The following is a 16,356-nucleotide window of genomic DNA, read 5'->3' as shown; positions in this document are numbered from 1 at the left end:
AGTAGGCACTGTGGAATCTGTGGATTTCGACCGAATCCGCAGGTCAGAGCGCTTGGTGGCATGGGGATGGCCTTGGGGTGACTCGAGGATGAATCGGCGGTGGCTGTGGAGGGGCGGAGTTGTCCCCATTCCATCCTCGAGTTGTCCTCGAGTTGTTCCACCGGATTCACCCAGTTGTTCACACGTCGGGCCAGCCTGGTGGTAACGGTGGGGATTCCTCGAGGACTCCACAGGGACTCCTCGAGGAATCCACAGGCCGGATTCGGTGACATCGCAGGTCACCGCTAGTGCACAGGTGTTAGTGGAGCGTCTTGTGGATGATGTGGACAACTGCCTGTGCATGAACGCTGCACACCCGCGCCCAACACCCTGTGCACCGACCGGTGCACAAAGGTGTGGATTCCTCGAGGAATCCACAGGAATTCCTCGAGGAATCCACAGGGCAAAAAAGAACACCGCCCCAGGTCAGGGCGGTGTTCGGGGTTGGGGATGAAATCAGCGGGAGCGCTGTTTAATTCGGGCTGTGAGTTCTTGGACCTGGTCGTAGACGCGACGGCGCTCGGTCATCTCCTTGCGCACCTTCTTCTCCGCGTACATCACCGTGGTGTGGTCGCGACCGAACGCCTGCCCGATCTTGGGCAGCGACAGATCGGTGAGCTCACGGCACAGGTACATCGCGATCTGGCGGGCCTGCGCCAGCGGACGTGCCTTGCCGGGCCCGGTGAGCTCTTCGAGCGTGGTGTTGAAGTACTCGGCGGTGACGGCCATGATCGTCGCCGCGTTGATCTCCAGGGCCGCGGTGTCGGGCATCAGGTCGCGCAGCACCACCTCGGCCAGCGAGAGGTCGAGCGGCTGGCCGTTGAGCGAGGCGAAGGCCGTCACCCGGATCAGCGCGCCCTCGAGCTCGCGGATATTGCGCTCCACCCGGCTGGCGATCAGTTCGAGCACGTCGTGCGGCACATCGAGCCGGTCCATCCGCGCCTTCTTGCGCAGAATCGCGATGCGAGTCTCCAGCTCAGGGGGCTGCACATCGGTGATCAGGCCCCACTCGAAGCGGGTCCGCAGCCGTTCCTCCAGGGTGGCCAGCTGCTTGGGCGGGCGATCCGAGGACACCACGATCTGCTTGTTCGCGTTGTGCAGGGTGTTGAAGGTGTGGAAGAACTCCTCCTGGATGCCTTCCTTGCCCTCGATGAACTGGATGTCGTCCACCAGCAGGATGTCGGTCTCGCGGTAGCGCCGCTTGAACGCGACCTTGCGGTCGTCGCGCAGGCTGTTGATGAAGTCGTTGGTGAATTCCTCGGTGGAGACGTACTTCACCCGCATGCCGGGAAACAGTCGCTGCGCGTAGTGACCCGCCGCGTGCAGCAGGTGGGTTTTGCCCAATCCCGAAGCGCCCCAGACGAACAGCGGGTTGTAGGCGCGTGCGGGCGCCTCCGCGATCGCGACCGCGGCAGCGTGGGCGAACCGGTTGGACGCGCCGATGACGAAAGTCTCGAACGTGTACTTGGCATTGAGACTGGCCGACGAGGACGACTGCGGCGCCGCCTCGGGCGACTTGTTGAAGTAGGTCGGCCAGTTGTTGCGGTTGCTGACCACCGGTTCGTCGTCGGTCGGCTGGGCCCCGGGCTGGCCGGGGAACGGCTTGTCCTGGCCCTCGGTGTTCGGCTCCTCGGCGCGGGCCGGTGCGGGCTCGTCGGACGGCCTGCGGCTGGGTGCGCGCTGCGGAGGCTCGGGAGTGAACAGCGACTCCTGCCCGGAGTGGTCGCGGCGGGGCGCGGGTGCCTGTTCACGGCGTGCGGGCGGTGCGGTCTCGGGGACTCGCTGGTCCGGACGCCCACCGCGGAACTCACCGCGGCCGCCGAACTCGCCGCCGGGGTAGTCGGGTGCCGGATACGCCACGGTCGGCTCGAAATCGGTGCCGGGGAACTCGTTGCGCTCGCCCTGGTACTCGGGTTGCTGCGGGTATTCGGAGGGTGGCTGCTTGTACTCCGACTGCTGGCCGTACTCCGAGGGCGCCTGCTGGTATTCGGGCTGCTGGCCGTACTCCGACGGGGCCTGCTTGTACTCGGTCGGCTGGCTGAATTCCGCCGGTGCCTGCTGGTACTCGGGCTGTTGCTGCTGGTACTCCGGTTCGATCGGGTACTCGCGGCGCCCCGCGTAGTCGTTGCGCTCGCCGTACTCGCCGGCCTGCCCGGGGTACTCACGGCCGCCGTAGCTGTTCGGGTACTCACCATTGGCCGGATAGTCGGGCGACGACTGATAGTCGTTGCCGTACTCGCCGCCCTGGACGGGGTACTCGCCCGCGCCGTAGCGCGGTCTGCCGTACTCACCGCGGGCGGCATAGTCGGGAACACTGAAATCGGGGCCGGGATAACCGGCGGGCGGACGGACCTGCTCGCGCGGACGCTCCGGCCTGCTCGTCATCCTGGCGTGCCGAGGCGAACTACCGGCCCGCTCCCCCGCGGCCGGGCTCGGCGCGGCGATGCGCACTCCGAGTCCTTCCACTTGGGGACCCAATCGCCGGGCGAGCGATCGCAGGATCGGCTCGCGCAGATCACGCTCGATCGCCTCCTGTGCCAGCGACGACGGAACCGACAGCAACGCGAAACCCTGGGCGACGGTGAGCGGCTTCACCAGCTTCAACCAGGCCTGCTGTGCGCGACTCACCGCTGGGATGGCGCCGTCGGCCGAGCCGGTGGTGAGTTCGGCAACCACCTCCGGCCACACTGTGGCCAGCACGTTCTGCTCGTCGTCCATACAGCGTCCTCCCCGGACCGGTTTGTTGGGGCCCACGGCCTTCGCGCACGCCGGAAAGCACCCGTGAACAGGTGTATTCCAGTGATCCTGCGTACAACCGAAGCCGGTTCGAACGCTGTGGTCCGGTGATTCCGGACTGCGGCGCGGGCACCGACGGCCCTACGAATATGCCACTGCGGCCGTCTGTCCACATAATTATCCACAGATGTGGACAAACCTGGGGATAAAGGAATTCTGCCAGCGTGTGGCAGTGAATGGGGCTGGACCTGCGGTTCTTCAGCAATCCCCCGGCTACAGAGGTTAGCTGGCCGCGCCTCGCAACGCCAGGGGTGTGGAAGAACTCACGAAAAGTGGCTGGATGCGTCACTGTAGCCCGGGCGTGTCGTGCCTGGTCGGGCCGATCCCCGGGTCCATTCGGGAGTCCGGTAGCCTTGACCCGTGCCGGTGACAGGTACGTGGGGGTCGAGTTTGACCCGTTCCTTCGGGGTAAGTACCCTCGTACAGTCACCCCTTGGCGCGGTTGGCGGCTGTCTGCTGCACATCGATCGCCAAGGCAATCTGTGCGTAGACCGCGGTCCGCAGCGCAGACAAATCATTTGTACAGACTTCGGGCGCCGAATGGTGCCCACCTACTACAGGAGTGTTGACCGTGGCCAAGGGCAAGCGGACGTTCCAGCCGAACAACCGTCGTCGGGCTCGCGTCCACGGCTTCCGTCTCCGGATGCGGACCCGTGCGGGCCGCGCCATCGTTGGGGCGCGTCGCCGTAAGGGCCGTACCGAACTGACTGCCTGATCGCGCGTAGTCGGACGCTCGGGTGTTGCCTGAGCCGTATCGGTTGCACCACCGTGCCGAATTCTCCCGCACGGTGCGCCGCGGTCAGCGAATCGGGAGGCGAGATCTCGTCGTACACGCGCTAACGCACGGGTACGACGATGTCGCCGACGGCGATTCCCTGGTCCGCGTAGGCGGTCCTCGGTTCGGGCTGATTGTCAGCAAGGCGGTGGGTAACGCGGTGGTTCGCCACCGGGTGGCCCGCCGCCTGCGTCATATGTGCGCCCAGGTGGTCGACGAACTACCGGTCGGCACCGACGTCGTGATCCGGGCCCTGCCCGGCGCCGCTACCGCTGATTCCGCCGAGTTGCTGCGCCAGCTGCGCGCCGGCCTGCGCAAGCTCGGCTTGCGCGGGGAACCGGAGCTCGCGTTCGGTCGCACCCCGGCCGGTGAACGGTGATGAGGACCCTCGCCCGCCTACCCGCGAAAGCCCTGATCTCGCTGATCGAGCTCTACCGGACCTATGTCTCCCCCACCCGGATGCCGATCTGCCGGTTCACCCCCACCTGCAGTGAGTACGCGGTGACTGCCTTGCGTACCCGCGGGTTGGTCGTCGGATCGGCGTTGACGGTCGTGCGGCTCGCGAAATGCGCGCCCTGGCACCCTGGAGGGTGGGATCCCGTGCCTGAGCGCGGGTCGAAAGCCTGCACACAGTCATCGCCCGCGCTGATCGGCGATACGAACGACGGGAGTACCTAGAGCCGTGCTCGACATCATCTATTGGCCGGTATCCGCAATTCTGTGGTTCTGGCACAAGGCCTTCGGCTTTGTGTTCGGTGCCGACAGCGGGCTCACGTGGAGCCTTGCCGTGGTGTTCCTGGTCTTCACGCTCCGGCTGGTGCTGTACAAGCCGTTCGTGAAGCAGGTGCGCACCACCAAGCAGATGCAGGAGCTGCAGCCCCAGATCAAGGAGCTGCAGAAGAAGTACAAGAACGACCGCGAGACCATGGCGAAGGAGATGCAGAAGCTCCAGAAGGAGCACGGCTTCAACCCGCTCATGGGTTGCTTGCCGGTCCTGGTGCAGGTGCCGGTGTTCCTCGGTCTGTTCCACGTGCTGCGCTCGTTCAACCGGACGGGCACCGGCTGGGGCCAGATCGGGATGTCGAACTACGACAACGCGCACACCGCGAACTACATCTTCAGCGCGACCGACGTCCAGTCCTTCCTGACTGCCCGCATCTTCGGTGCGCCGATCGCGGCGTTCATCACCGCTCCTCCCGAACAGCTCGAAGCCTTCGCGGACTGGGGCGGCACCCCGACGAAGATGAGCATCGCGCTCGTCGCCATCCCGCTGATGATCATCGCCGGTCTGGCGACCCACTTCAACGCCCGCGCCTCGGTCCAGCGGCAGACGCCGGAGGCCGCCGCCAACCCGCAGGCCGCCATCATGAACAAGCTGTCGCTGTGGGTCTTCCCGCTCGGCGTGATGGTCGGTGGCCCCTTCCTGATGATCGGCATCCTGCTCTACTGGGTGGCCAACAACATCTGGACCTACGGACAGCAGCACCTGGTGTTCGGCCGGATGGAAAAGGAAGACGAAGAGCGCAAGCAGAAGAAGCTGGAGCTGCGGGCGCAGAACGCACCTAAGCCCGGTGTCAAGCCGGTCGACATCCGCAAGAAGCAGGACGCCCCGGCCGACGACGAGTCGTCGACGAACGGCACCGCGGCGACCAACGGCACCGCCCCCAAACAGTCGGCCAAGCAGGGCGGCGGCAAGCGCAGGCCCGGCGGGCAGCAGCGGCCGGGTAACCGTGGCCGTGCGAACCAGAAGCGTAAGCGCTGAGACGCGATCGGATAGAGGGAATCCAATGACTGTTGAGACCGAGACCGACGGAGGGGACGCCACTGTGGCGACGACTGCTGTTGACGTCGTTAACGACGCCGAAGAAGCGTTGATCGAAGAGGGCGAGATCGCGGGCGACTACCTCGAGCAGCTACTCGACGTGCTCGACTTCGACGGCGATATCGACCTCGATGTCGAGGGCGACCGCGCCATCGTGAGCATCGACGGGGGCCGCGATCTGACCAAGCTCGTCGGGCGCAATGGTGAAGTGCTCGACGCGCTGCAGGAGCTGACCCGGCTCGCCGTGCAGCAGTCGACCGGCGTGCGTAGCCGCCTCATGCTCGATGTGGCCGGTTGGCGGGCGCAGCGCCGGACCGATCTGAGTGAGATCGGCGTCGCTGCCGCGAAGCGGGTGCTCGAGTCGGGAGCGCCCGAGGCGCTGTCCGCGATGACTCCGTTCGAGCGCAAGATCGTGCACGACGCTGTTGCCGATATTGAGGGTGTGGCGAGCGAGAGCGAAGGCGTCGAGCCGAATCGTCACGTGGTGGTAGTGCCCGAGTAGGCTGACTTCCGCCGCAACCACGAACAATGTGATTAGGCCTCCGGTCTCGGACCGGGGGCTTTTTCATTTGCCCTCAACGGAGAAGGATGTTTCACGTGGAACGAGATTTGGGTGCGCCGTCCGACGAGCAGGAACCGCCCGCCGCCGCAGCCCGAGTGTTCGGCGACCGCTTGGACATCGCCCGCCGGTACTACGCGGCGCTGGCGACGGCCGGCGTGGAACGCGGTCTCATCGGTCCCCGTGAGGTTCCCCGGCTGTGGGAACGACACATCCTCAACTGTGCCGTCATCGGCGAGCTGATCGATGAGGGCGCCTCGGTTGTCGATATCGGCAGCGGCGCCGGGCTTCCCGGAATCCCCCTCGCGATCGCCCGGCCCGACCTTCGCATCACCCTCGTGGAACCGCTGCTGCGTCGGACCATCTTCCTGAGCGAGTTCATCGAAGAAGCCGGGTTGGATATCACGGTGGTTCGCGGTCGTGCGGAGCAGTCCGGCGTGATCAAGGAAGCGGGCGGTGCGGATGTTGTTACTTCGCGCGCGGTGGCTCCGCTCGCCAAACTTGCTCACTGGTCGCTCCCCCTTCTCCGCGACCACGGACGCATGCTCGCTCTCAAAGGAACCAGCGCTGCTGAAGAACTCGAGCGCGATGGTGCTGAGTTGATTCGCGACGGTGCTACTGATCTCCGTGTTGTCGGGTGTGGTGCCGGCATCGTGGAAATTCCTACGCTTGTCATCAGTGCCGAACTACTCCCCCGTGCTGAGCGTCCGACTCGTCGTAGTGAACGCAAGGCTGCCGGGGTGGAGAAGAAGGCTCGGAAGCGTCGCGAATCCTGATCGGGTTGAAGTTTCTTTCGTCTAGCGCGTTTGTGTGTTTCGTAACGTGACGAATCGTGCCGAGGGTCGTTGCATGGGGTTGGCGCGGGTCTATTTTCGATAGTTGCGGAGGGGTGTCGTGTTCGTGGAGCGGAAGTGTTTCACGTGGAACGCGACGCCCCTCTTTTGCTTCGTTGCTGATCGAACTTCGTGGTAGTTGTGCGTAGTTCGCTAGTCGGGTCGTTCTCGTGGATCGCTCGCTCGTCTTGGTTGCATCGAGATGCTCTTGATCGCTGAGTGCGTGACTGAGATACGTCGGAGGGTCTGTCGGACGTGAGTGAGCCGAGCGTCAATGTTTGGGAAGCGCTGCGTGGTGAGTTTGGTCGTGTCCTTCGGGATCGAATCTTCGGCTCGCTGGTGGGGGTGATCGCTGGGTGCGGTCCGTCGGGTGGGGTGAGCTTCGGCGGAGTCGAGGGCGGGAATGTGGTCGTCTGTCGGGTGGCAGGACTGGGGTGGAAGTTGCCGTGGGTGAGTGTGTTCGGCAGTTCGTGCTTTTGGGTCGGTAGTGGGCGTTGGTGTCCGGTGGGAAGTAGTGCGGCTTCGGTTCTTCTCGGCGGCAGCTGGGTTCGCTCGTTGAGTGGGGTCACGGTGGTGGAGTGGAGTTCGGTGTGAGGGGAAGTCTGGCGGTTGGTGGTGGTGTATTCGGTCTGTGTATGAGGCGGGTTCGGAGGCTTGCTGGCGGCCCGGGGAGGTGAGCTGACCGCTTCGCTGATCTCCGGATGCAGCACATGGATCTGCGCGTGATCGGCCAAGAGGTGAGTTGTGAATGTGGGGCGGGGTTGCCGCACCGAACCTTTGTGGTGGTTCGGTGTCCGCGCCGGAGCGTGGTGTCCCCCGCACGTGGTGACTGTGTTCGGAGGTCGGTGTTGCTGGGGTGGTGGGCTGATGCGGAGGGGGTTCTCGGCTGGACTCGGGGGGGGGGCTGGGTGGTGGGGAGTGCGGGGGTGATGGTGGCTGAAATTGGGTGTTCGGTAGTCCCAGATGGTTTGACGCTGTGTTTGTTGGCGCGCTGGCGCGCGCGTGTCCGCGGCCCTGAGGGGCCGCCGGTTAGCGCTCGAGACTCGCGCCTGCGGCGCATGCGCTTCGAGCGCTAACCGGCGACCCGGCCGCGGACCGGCCACTTCGTGGCCGCCGCTCCCTAAGGGTCGCGGGTGCGGGGTTGGGAGTGCGGTCATGGCGGATCTGGGGTGCAGCGTGTGGCTGGGAGTGCGGGTAGGGCGGCGGACTTTGGAGTAGACCGGTGTGGTGCTGGGAGCGCGGTGGGGCTTGGAGTTGGGGCGCGGTGCGGCTGGGACTTGGAGCGAGGTGCGGCTGGGAGTGCGGGAGGGCGGTTGTCTTTGCTATGTACGGCATGGCGCTGGGACGGTGGTGCGCGTGTGGTGAGGAGTGCGGGACGGCCCGGGTTTGGGGAGGACCGGGGGCAGCAGTCGGCTATGGGGAAGCGGATCGGATCCAGTGCGAACTGGGTGGGCTCGCGCTGCTGCGGGGGGAACGTGGCGAGCATCGAACGATCCGGACCGACCCTTGATCCCACACGCCCAGCTGGTTGGGAGGCAGTCCGGGGGCGTGCTTCGTGAGGTGGGGTTGGGAGCGTGGGGCCGGTGCGTGTAGGTGAAGTTGGCGCGTGGTCTTCGATGGACTTCGCGGGCCGGGCCGGGCCGGGCCGGGCCGGGGCGGGGCGGGGCGGGGCAGGGCAGGGTTGGGACGGGGCCGATTGGACGGGGAAGGAATGGGACGGGTTGGGCTGGGGTGGGACGGGTTGGCGTGGGAGCTATTTGGGTGAGCTCGACCTAGGTGTTGGGGGCGCTCAACGGTCATCGGATCGTGGTGCCCCACTCCCCTGTTGTTTCCCGTGAAACATCGGTCGCGGGTTCTAATTTGTGGGTGTTGGGTGTGTCCTTGTCGGCGTGCCGCGATTCAGCTTTCCTAACTGTCTTGAGGCTGGCAAGCTGTCAGAGTCGGGCGGGAGTGAGCCACCCTCCTCGAGTCTTCGAGTTCTCCACCGACACAGTTTGTTTGTGACGACACGGCGCCGACGTTCGTCGGGGATACGTGATCTGAAGTTTCTCGGGTAAGGAGCAATCTATGTCGAGCGGTCCGGCGAATGTTTCACGGGAAACAACGTCGCGGGTCCCGGGGATGCTGGATTCCAGCAGCTTCGACGCGGAGACGTTCGGGAATACTCCTTTCGGGCACATCTCCCCGGCCGAGACCCCGATCGCGGCGGAAGCGCAACGCGCCAGCCAGATTCTGCATCCAGGAAAGGTCAATGTGCCGAAACCTCGCGAGCAACGGATCATCACTATCGCCAACCAGAAGGGCGGCGTCGGTAAGACGACTACGACGGTCAATCTCGCTGCGGCGCTAGCGCACCAGGGAATGACGGTCCTTGTGGTCGATCTTGATCCGCAGGGCAACGCGAGTACGGCGCTGGGCGTCGCGCACAACTCGGGTGTGCCGTCCAGCTACGAGCTGTTGATCGGTGAGGTGACGGTCAAGGACGCGATCCAGGTGAGCCCGCACAGCGAACGTCTGCTGTGTGTTCCGGCCACGATCGACCTGGCCGGCGCCGAGATCGAACTGGTCTCGATGGTCGCCAGGGAAGGTCGGTTGAAGACCGCGATCCGCGAGGCGGGCATGGTCGGCTTCGACATCGATTACGTGCTGATCGACTGCCCGCCCTCGCTGGGCCTGCTCACGGTGAACGCGCTCGTGGCGGCCAAGGAGGTGCTGATCCCGATCCAGTGCGAGTACTACGCGCTCGAAGGCGTGGGTCAGTTGCTGCGCAATATCGGTTTGGTCCAGGCGCACCTCAACCCGGAACTGCACGTGTCGACCGTCCTGCTGACGATGTACGACGGCCGCACCAAGCTGGCCGACCAGGTGGCCGAGGAGGTGCGCAACCACTTCGGCGACGTGGTCCTCAAGTCGATGATCCCGCGCAGCGTGAAGGTCTCGGAGGCGCCGGGCTACGGGATGACCGTGCTGGATTACGATCCAGGCTCGCGCGGTGCGATGAGCTACATGGACGCGGGGCGTGAGCTCGCCGCTCGTGCGCAGCTGAAGCAAGACGCGTCTTAAGCGTGAGTTGGAACGAGAAAGGGATCGGTAGTCGATGAGTCAGGCGAAAAAGGGCGGTCTCGGCCGCGGGTTGGCCGCATTGATCCCGACGGGTCCGGCCGTGGCGCCGGGCTTGAGTAGTGCCGCGGCGAGCGTGATCGGGATCAATCCGATCGGCCCGCAACCGGCCGAGGCATTCCTGCATCGCGTCCCGGACGCAGAGCCGGAGCCCGAGCCCGAGCCTGAATCCGATCTGGTCTCCCCCGGCGGCGCGGTGTATCGCGAGATCCCCGCGGAACTGATCGAGCCGAACCCGAAGCAGCCGCGTCAGGTCTTCGAGGAAGACGCACTCGCCGAGCTGGTGCACTCGATTCGCGAGTTCGGTCTCATGCAGCCGATCGTCGTGCGCCGCGTCGAACCGGGCGTCGACAAGTTTCAGTTGGTCATGGGCGAGCGCCGCTGGCGCGCGTGCCAAGAGGCCGGACTCGCCACGATCCCGGCGATCATCCGCGACACCGACGATGGCTCGATGCTGCGCGACGCACTCCTGGAGAACATCCACCGGGTGCAGCTGAACCCCCTCGAGGAGGCGGCGGCCTATCAGCAGCTGCTCGAGGAATTCGATGTCACCCACGAGGAATTGGCTTCACGAATCGGTCGCTCGCGACCGGTGGTGACGAATATGATTCGTCTGCTGAAGCTGCCGATTCCCGTGCAGCGTCGGGTGGCCGCCGGGGTGCTCTCGGCCGGACACGCCAGGGCGCTGCTCGGCTTGGATGCCGGCGCGGACGCACAGGAGGAATTGGCGGCGCGGATCGTTCGTGAGGGAATGTCGGTGCGGTCCACCGAGGAAGCGGTGCAACTCGCGAACCGCAACCCCGCTACGGTCGCTCCCCCGGCGCCGAAACGCAAACCGATCCATATGCCGGGTCTGCAGGATGTAGCCGAGCGGCTGTCGGGTTCTTACGACACCCGGGTCACAGTCAGTCTCGGCAAGAACAAGGGCAAGATCGTTGTCGAGTTCGGGTCCGTCGAAGACCTCGAGCGCATTGTGGCGCTGATGGACCAAGTCGGCCCCGAAACGTCACTGTGACTGAAAGAGGCGGCACGTACTGTGGATAGTGATGTGGCGTGAGCGTGGATGAATCCGACAGCTGGAGGCTGAACAGGGCGGTGCCGACCAGCGTCACGGCTTTGACTCTCGACGGGTTGGGTCAGCTCCCGGCGCACACCCGGCGGTGTGTGTTCTGGGAGCTCGACCCGGCCGTCGCCGAGGACTCGCACGCATTCAGCGATCCGGTCTTCGAGAAGGAAGCCTGGCTCTCGACGGTGATGCTCGAGTGGGGCTCGTGCGGGCAGGTGGCGCACGTGGAGAACAGCCTCGCGGGCTGCGCGCTGTACTCCCCCCCGAGCGCCGTGCCGCGCTCCGCACTGTTCCCCACTTCCCCCGTGAGCCCGGACGCGGTCCTGCTGACCACGCTGCAGGCCGAATTCCCCTACGACGAGGCCGATGTAGCCCACCGCCTGGTTCAGGCCGTAGTGGCCGATCTGGTGCGTCGTGGCGTGCGGGCGCTGGAGGCGTTCGGCATTCGCAACGGCCCACCGTCCAGTTCGGTGGCCGATCGAGGCTTCGGATCGTCGATGCGGCTGATGGAACGGATCGCGGCGCCACTGCGCGACCCGTCGTCGGCGACGAGGTGCACCCCCGAAACCTGCATGATCGACGCGGATTTCCTCGCCGAGGTCGGTTTCGAAGTGGTGGCCCCGCATCATCGCTTCCCGCGCCTGCGTCTGGAGCTCGACTCCGACCACGGCTGGAAGGAAGACGTCGAGCGCGCGCTGGACCAACTCCTCGCCGCCGCGTCGATGGAACCGCCGTCGCGCGTCGGCGCACACTGACCCGAGACGACAACAACGGCCCCGCGGAAAACCGCGGGGCCGTTGGTCTTCGAGAGAACTACACGCGCGGGGCCGGAATGTGGCCCGCGTCGGCGGCAGCCAGTTCCTCGGCCAGTAGCTCGGCGAAGGTGTAGGTGCCGGTGGGCTGGTCGTCCTGGCCGAGCAGATAGAGCCGCTTCACCGAGATGAGAATCGCTTCGGCGATCACGTCGCGCATGCGCGGGTTGGCGAGCACCGAGGCGTCGTAGTCGTTGGTGAGGTAGCCGAGGTCGACCTGCACGGTCGGCATCTTGGTCAGGCGCAACAGGTCCCAGGTGCGCTGATGGGTCCGGCAGTCCTGCACCGAGGTTCGGGCCACCACTTCGCGCTGGATGAAGCCGGCAAGTACCTGACCGATCATCGACACCGAACCGTGCGAGTTGCCCCAGTAGAAACCGGCCACTCCCTTGGCGGACGGGTTGTCACTGGTCGCGCAGCGCAGCGAGATCATCAGATCGGCATCGAAGGCGTTGGAGGTGTCGGCGCGTTCGACATCGGTGGGATTGGCGCCCCACGGCCGGGACAGAAAGGTTTCCATGCCGGTCGCGGCCATCCGGCCCTCGAGTCGGGATGCCAGATCCCACAGGATCTCCGACTCGTAGACGTCGCCGAATTCGGTGGGCACCGCGAAACCCTTGTCGGTGCCGCCGAATCCGGGATCGATGACGATCCGCTTGCCGGTGAGCTGCGGGCCCGCCCGATGCACGACCTCTTCCTCGGCGATGCGATGCGGGTTGCCACCGGTGACGCGCGCGCCGAGCAGATCCAGCGAGCGCAAGGTGTCGGGTCCGCAGATACCGTCGGCGGACAGGCCGATCTCGCGCTGGAACGCGCTGAGGCCCTCGTGGGTGTGCGGGCCGAAGTGCCCGTCCACCCGGTACACGTAGAAGCCGAGGTCCTGCAGCTTGCGCTGCAGGGTGGCCACGTCGTCACCGTAGAGCGGTGCCGACAATTGGTAGATCAACGTGCGAGCACCCAGCCGGTAGGAGGCTTCCTTCAGCGCGCGATAGGTGGCCGGACCGACCACCCCGTCGACGAGGAGACCGCGCTGCTGCTGGAACGCGCGGATCGCCGAATCGAGGGGCCGGTCGAACACCGCCTCGGTGTCCTTCCAATACTCCGGTCCGTCAGGGGATTCGACGTGTGGGAGATGCAGGAAGCCGAGGCTTGCGAGGGTGCTCCGAACCTCTGCGACGGCTGGTCCTGAATCGCCGTGACGAAGTCGGTGCATGCGTAAGAGCCCTTTCCTTCGGCCGGAGCGTCCGTCGATTGTCTCAGACCCGGGCCGCTTTGCGGGAATCCCGGGTCCAGGCATCCTACGGCGCGTCGGCCGGTAGGAGACGCTTTTATCGGATGCTCTGTGCTAGATGAGGCCGTCGAGCTCGCGCAGTAGTGCGGCCTTGCCCTTGGCACCGACGATCTGCTTCACCGGCTTGCCACCCTGGAACAAGATCATCGTGGGCAGCGACAGGATCTGGTAGTCGCGGGCGATACCGGGGTTGGCCTCGGTATCGAGCTTGGCGATGGTCAGCTTGTCGGCGTGGGTGCCCGCGATCTCCTCGAGCACGGGGGCGACCATCTTGCACGGGCCGCACCAGTCGGCCCAGAAGTCGACGAGCACCGGCTTTTCGCTGAGCAGGACGTCATCGGCGAAGGACTGGTCGGTGACGGTGATGGTGTTGGCGCTCTCGGCCATGGGTGTATCTCCTTGAATCAGTTGGTGCGCACGGCGGCCGGGCCGTCGGCGTGGTCGAGCGTGTTGGCGGTGATGTCGCCCTGCTCGGCGAGCCAGCGTTCGGCGTCGATCGCGGCGCGGCAGCCGGTGCCGGCGGCGGTGATCGCCTGCCGGTAGGTGTGGTCGACGAGGTCGCCCACAGCGAACACTCCTGCCACGTCGGTGGCGGTGCCCGGATCGGTCACCTGCACATAGCCTTCGCCGTCGAGTGCGATCTGGCCCTTGACGAGTTCGCTGCGCGGGTCGTGGCCGACGGCCACGAACAGCCCGGTCGCGGCGAACTCGGATTCCTCGCCGGTGCGGGTGTCGCGCAGGGTGAGGCTGGTGACGCTCTTCTCCCCGTTGACCTTCACGACCTCGGAGTTGAGCTGGAACTTGATCTTCTCGTTGGCCTTGGCGCGCTCGAGCATGATTCGCGAGGCACGGAACTCCTCACGGCGGTGCACGATGGTGACGCTCGCGGCGAACTTGGTGAGGAAGGTCGCTTCCTCCATGGCGGAGTCGCCGCCGCCGACCACCACGATGTCCTGGCCCTTGAAGAAGAAGCCGTCGCAGGTGGCGCAGGCGCTCACACCGCGGCCGAGCAGGTCCTGCTCCCCCGGCACGTTCAGGTAGCGCGCGGCCGAGCCCATCGCGAGGATGACGGCGTAGGCCTCGAAGGTCTCGTCACCGACGGTGACCTTCTTCACGGGGCCGGACAGGTCGATCGCGTCGACGTCCTCGGTGCGCAGCTCGGCGCCGAAACGCTTGGCCTGGTCGCGCATCTGCTCCATGAGGTCGGGACCCATGATGCCGTCGCGGAAGCCGGGGAAGTTCTCCACCTCGGTGGTGGTCATCAGGGCCCCACCGAACTGGGTGCCTTCGAAGACCAGCGGCGAAAGCTCCGCGCGGGCGGCGTAGACGGCTGCCGTATAGCCGGCGGGTCCTGAGCCGACGATGATCAGGTCGCGAACTGGCGTGCTCATGGGGCCCTTCCGAAAAAACAATCTGGGGACGTGTCGGTCAACAACACCCTAATCGGTGTTGTTCCCGGTGATGGCTTCGCGGCTGGCACCGCTGTTGTCTCGGTGCCGGTTCATGGTCGGTTCTCAGCCGATGTCGCGCAGGGTCAGCCGTTCGGGGGTGCCCGTGGTGCAGCCGGTTCCGACGACGAGTGCGGTGATGGTGGGAGCCTCGGCGCCCTGAACCAGGACGAGGACGGCGTCGGAGCCGCGGAAGGTGATATTCGACGCTCCGAGCACCGCCCGGTCGATGCCGTTGGCTTGCACACAGCGGGTGAGGGCGGCCTCGTCGGCCAGCGGGCCGATCACGTCGCGTTTGCCCAGCACGCGCAGTGCGGCGGCGGTGGTGAGTTCGTCGGCGGCCGCCGGTTCGGTGAACGGCGCGGCCGTGGGGGTGCCCTCGGTGGTGTCGAACGTGCTGAACACGGCACCGGCGCCCGCCAGGACGGCCACCGTGGCCGCGGCGGCGGCGAGTAGCCCCAGTCGGCGCCGGGAACGGTAGCGGTCCAGCGAGATGGGAGCTTCGTCGGCGGCGGGTACCGGCTCGGCAGGAGGCGCCTGGGCGGCCGAGAGAGGCGTGATGCGGTCGGTCGGCCCGTCGCCCGCGTCGAGTTGGGCGACGAATCGGAACATGCGGTCGGCCACGTCGTCGGGCATGCGGTGCGTGACCCGCTCGTCGGTGGCCAGCGTGCGGAGGTGGGTGTTCACCTCGTCGAGCTTGTTCAGGTAGTGCAGCGCGTCTACGTCGGTGCGGACCACGGGCCACAGTTGCTCGCGCAATTCGGGCGCGAGATTGTCGGCATGCAGATCGGCCAGCAGTTCCGACGGGAACGGAGGCTGCGGCACGGATCGAGACACCCTCGCACCTCCCCTGTTCTGTCGATATCGGATCGCAGGATTTAGATCGCTGACTTACTCGTCACTGTTAATGACGCATCTCGACTACATCCGGTTCCCTGGATCCCGGAAAAATTCCAAACGTTCTTGCAAACGTACGCGCGCTCGGGCACATCGGCTCTTGATCGTGCCGGGCGCCACGCCGAGCGCAGCGGCGGTTTCGGCGACACTGCGGCCCTCCATCTCGGTCATGACCAGGGCCAACCGCTGTTCGTCAGGGAGGGTGAACAGCGCCTCGCTCACGACGGTGGAAAGTTCGTAATCGGCGAACGCGTCGTGCGGGTCGACCGCCTCGGGCATGGTGTCGGGCAGGATCGAGACGGCGCGGCGGGTCTTGTTGCGCCGGATCCGGTCGAGGCAGGCATTGACCACGATGGCGTGCAGCCAGCTGCGCACCTCGGACTCGGCGCGGAACGAGGCGGCGGTGCGATGGGCCGAGAACAGGGCGTCCTGCAGACAGTCGGCGGCGTCCTCGCGGTTGTAGGACGTGCGCAGTGCGGTCTGCCAGAGATGGTCGGAGTGCCTGCGCAGTAGTTCGGCGAAAACATGCGGTTCCCCGCGCACGTGGGCAGCCAGCAGTTGCTTGTCGCTGCCGTTCTCGAGGCACGAGCGGACGCTGGACGCGACCTGCCGCGGTGGCACACCGCAGACTTGCTCGTTGACTTCCGGCGACAAAACGGACCCCTCGGACAGCGCTCGTTACGGCGACTTCGAGTCGGCGAAACAAGGCCGATCCATCACCTGACTACTACGCGGCGTCCAGGATCGACGTCGACAAATCCTGGGTAACTCTCAACCGAGAGCGCGCAGGAATCATATCGTCGATAACAAATAGGCACCAACCGGACCGCGGTTCGACAAAGCTCGGCGATGGGCCCGGAAATCATCGACCACCTGCGTCGATGCGGAGGCGGGAGGG

The 16,356-nt window shown here is 65.8% G+C and carries 15 protein-coding genes; 9 read left to right on the top strand and 6 right to left on the bottom strand.

Going from position 1 to position 16,356, the window contains the following annotated elements; translation table 11 throughout:
- Window positions 1–495 precede the first annotated feature (495 nt).
- Entirely contained in the window at window positions 496–2,757 is a 2,262-nt protein-coding gene (gene dnaA, locus IBJ82_RS07520) for a chromosomal replication initiator protein DnaA (protein WP_194825278.1), read from the bottom strand.
- Window positions 2,758–3,406: 649 nt separating this feature from the next.
- Between dnaA and rpmH the strand changes: the two genes are divergently transcribed.
- From rpmH to IBJ82_RS07475, 9 genes are all read left to right on the top strand, one after another.
- Window positions 3,407–3,550: a 50S ribosomal protein L34 gene (gene rpmH / locus IBJ82_RS07515; RefSeq protein WP_194826147.1), complete on the top strand. Its 144-nt coding sequence runs from the start codon at window positions 3,407–3,409 to the stop codon at window positions 3,548–3,550.
- A gap of 22 nt (window positions 3,551–3,572) precedes the next feature.
- Window positions 3,573–3,989, top strand: coding sequence for a ribonuclease P protein component (gene rnpA / locus IBJ82_RS07510; protein ID WP_194825277.1), 417 nt, complete (start codon window positions 3,573–3,575; stop codon window positions 3,987–3,989).
- Complete coding sequence (yidD, locus tag IBJ82_RS07505) at window positions 3,989–4,288, top strand: membrane protein insertion efficiency factor YidD (RefSeq protein WP_194825276.1); 300 nt, start codon at window positions 3,989–3,991, stop codon at window positions 4,286–4,288. The genes rnpA and yidD overlap by 1 nt, the downstream gene beginning before the upstream one ends.
- 4 nt (window positions 4,289–4,292) lie before the next feature.
- Complete coding sequence (yidC, locus tag IBJ82_RS07500) at window positions 4,293–5,372, top strand: membrane protein insertase YidC (RefSeq protein ID WP_194825275.1); 1,080 nt, start codon at window positions 4,293–4,295, stop codon at window positions 5,370–5,372.
- Between the two features lie 25 nt (window positions 5,373–5,397).
- Window positions 5,398–5,934, top strand: coding sequence for a R3H domain-containing nucleic acid-binding protein (locus tag IBJ82_RS07495; protein ID WP_194825274.1), 537 nt, complete (start codon window positions 5,398–5,400; stop codon window positions 5,932–5,934).
- 86 nt (window positions 5,935–6,020) lie between these two features.
- Window positions 6,021–6,767 (top strand): 16S rRNA (guanine(527)-N(7))-methyltransferase RsmG, encoded by a 747-nt coding sequence (rsmG, locus tag IBJ82_RS07490; RefSeq protein ID WP_194825273.1) that lies wholly within the window; start codon window positions 6,021–6,023, stop codon window positions 6,765–6,767.
- Between the two features lie 2,124 nt (window positions 6,768–8,891).
- Window positions 8,892–9,887 (top strand): ParA family protein, encoded by a 996-nt coding sequence (locus IBJ82_RS07485; RefSeq protein WP_301904220.1) that lies wholly within the window; start codon window positions 8,892–8,894, stop codon window positions 9,885–9,887.
- Between the two features lie 34 nt (window positions 9,888–9,921).
- Complete coding sequence (locus IBJ82_RS07480; RefSeq protein ID WP_194825272.1) at window positions 9,922–10,959, top strand: ParB/RepB/Spo0J family partition protein; 1,038 nt, start codon at window positions 9,922–9,924, stop codon at window positions 10,957–10,959.
- 80 nt (window positions 10,960–11,039) lie between these two features.
- The gene (locus tag IBJ82_RS07475) at window positions 11,040–11,765 is read left to right on the top strand and encodes a GNAT family N-acetyltransferase (RefSeq protein WP_194826146.1); all 726 of its coding nucleotides are present in this window, start codon (window positions 11,040–11,042) and stop codon (window positions 11,763–11,765) included.
- Window positions 11,766–11,823: 58 nt separating this feature from the next.
- Here IBJ82_RS07475 and IBJ82_RS07470 read toward each other — a convergent pair whose 3' ends face one another.
- From IBJ82_RS07470 to sigM, 5 genes are all read right to left on the bottom strand, one after another.
- Entirely contained in the window at window positions 11,824–13,035 is a 1,212-nt protein-coding gene (locus IBJ82_RS07470; RefSeq protein ID WP_194825271.1) for an N-acetylmuramoyl-L-alanine amidase, read from the bottom strand.
- A 132-nt stretch (window positions 13,036–13,167) separates the two neighbouring features.
- The gene (gene trxA, locus IBJ82_RS07465; protein WP_056822621.1) at window positions 13,168–13,500 is read right to left on the bottom strand and encodes a thioredoxin; all 333 of its coding nucleotides are present in this window, start codon (window positions 13,498–13,500) and stop codon (window positions 13,168–13,170) included.
- 17 nt (window positions 13,501–13,517) lie between these two features.
- Complete coding sequence (gene trxB / locus IBJ82_RS07460; protein ID WP_194825270.1) at window positions 13,518–14,504, bottom strand: thioredoxin-disulfide reductase; 987 nt, start codon at window positions 14,502–14,504, stop codon at window positions 13,518–13,520.
- Window positions 14,505–14,627: 123 nt separating this feature from the next.
- Entirely contained in the window at window positions 14,628–15,386 is a 759-nt protein-coding gene (locus tag IBJ82_RS07455; protein WP_194825269.1) for a hypothetical protein, read from the bottom strand.
- Between the two features lie 96 nt (window positions 15,387–15,482).
- A complete protein-coding gene (gene sigM / locus IBJ82_RS07450) occupies window positions 15,483–16,079 on the bottom strand; it encodes an RNA polymerase sigma factor SigM (RefSeq protein ID WP_194826145.1) in 597 nt (198 codons plus the stop codon).
- Window positions 16,080–16,356 lie beyond the last annotated feature (277 nt).

This window comes from Nocardia sp. XZ_19_231, from assembly GCF_015355705.1.
GTDB lineage: Bacteria > Actinomycetota > Actinomycetes > Mycobacteriales > Mycobacteriaceae > Nocardia > Nocardia salmonicida.
Note: the sequence above shows the minus strand (reverse complement) of the source record. Positions and strands in the feature narration are given on the sequence as shown.

Coding starts and splice junctions, on each gene's coding strand:
- dnaA (WP_194825278.1), bottom strand. CDS start 2,757: ATGGACGACGAGCAGAACGTGCTGGCCACAGTGTGGCCGGAGGTGGTT.
- yidD (WP_194825276.1), top strand. CDS start 3,989: ATGAGGACCCTCGCCCGCCTACCCGCGAAAGCCCTGATCTCGCTGATC.
- IBJ82_RS07495 (WP_194825274.1), top strand. CDS start 5,398: ATGACTGTTGAGACCGAGACCGACGGAGGGGACGCCACTGTGGCGACG.
- rsmG (WP_194825273.1), top strand. CDS start 6,021: ATGTTTCACGTGGAACGAGATTTGGGTGCGCCGTCCGACGAGCAGGAA.
- IBJ82_RS07485 (WP_301904220.1), top strand. CDS start 8,892: ATGTCGAGCGGTCCGGCGAATGTTTCACGGGAAACAACGTCGCGGGTC.
- IBJ82_RS07480 (WP_194825272.1), top strand. CDS start 9,922: ATGAGTCAGGCGAAAAAGGGCGGTCTCGGCCGCGGGTTGGCCGCATTG.
- IBJ82_RS07470 (WP_194825271.1), bottom strand. CDS start 13,035: ATGCACCGACTTCGTCACGGCGATTCAGGACCAGCCGTCGCAGAGGTT.
- trxA (WP_056822621.1), bottom strand. CDS start 13,500: ATGGCCGAGAGCGCCAACACCATCACCGTCACCGACCAGTCCTTCGCC.
- trxB (WP_194825270.1), bottom strand. CDS start 14,504: ATGAGCACGCCAGTTCGCGACCTGATCATCGTCGGCTCAGGACCCGCC.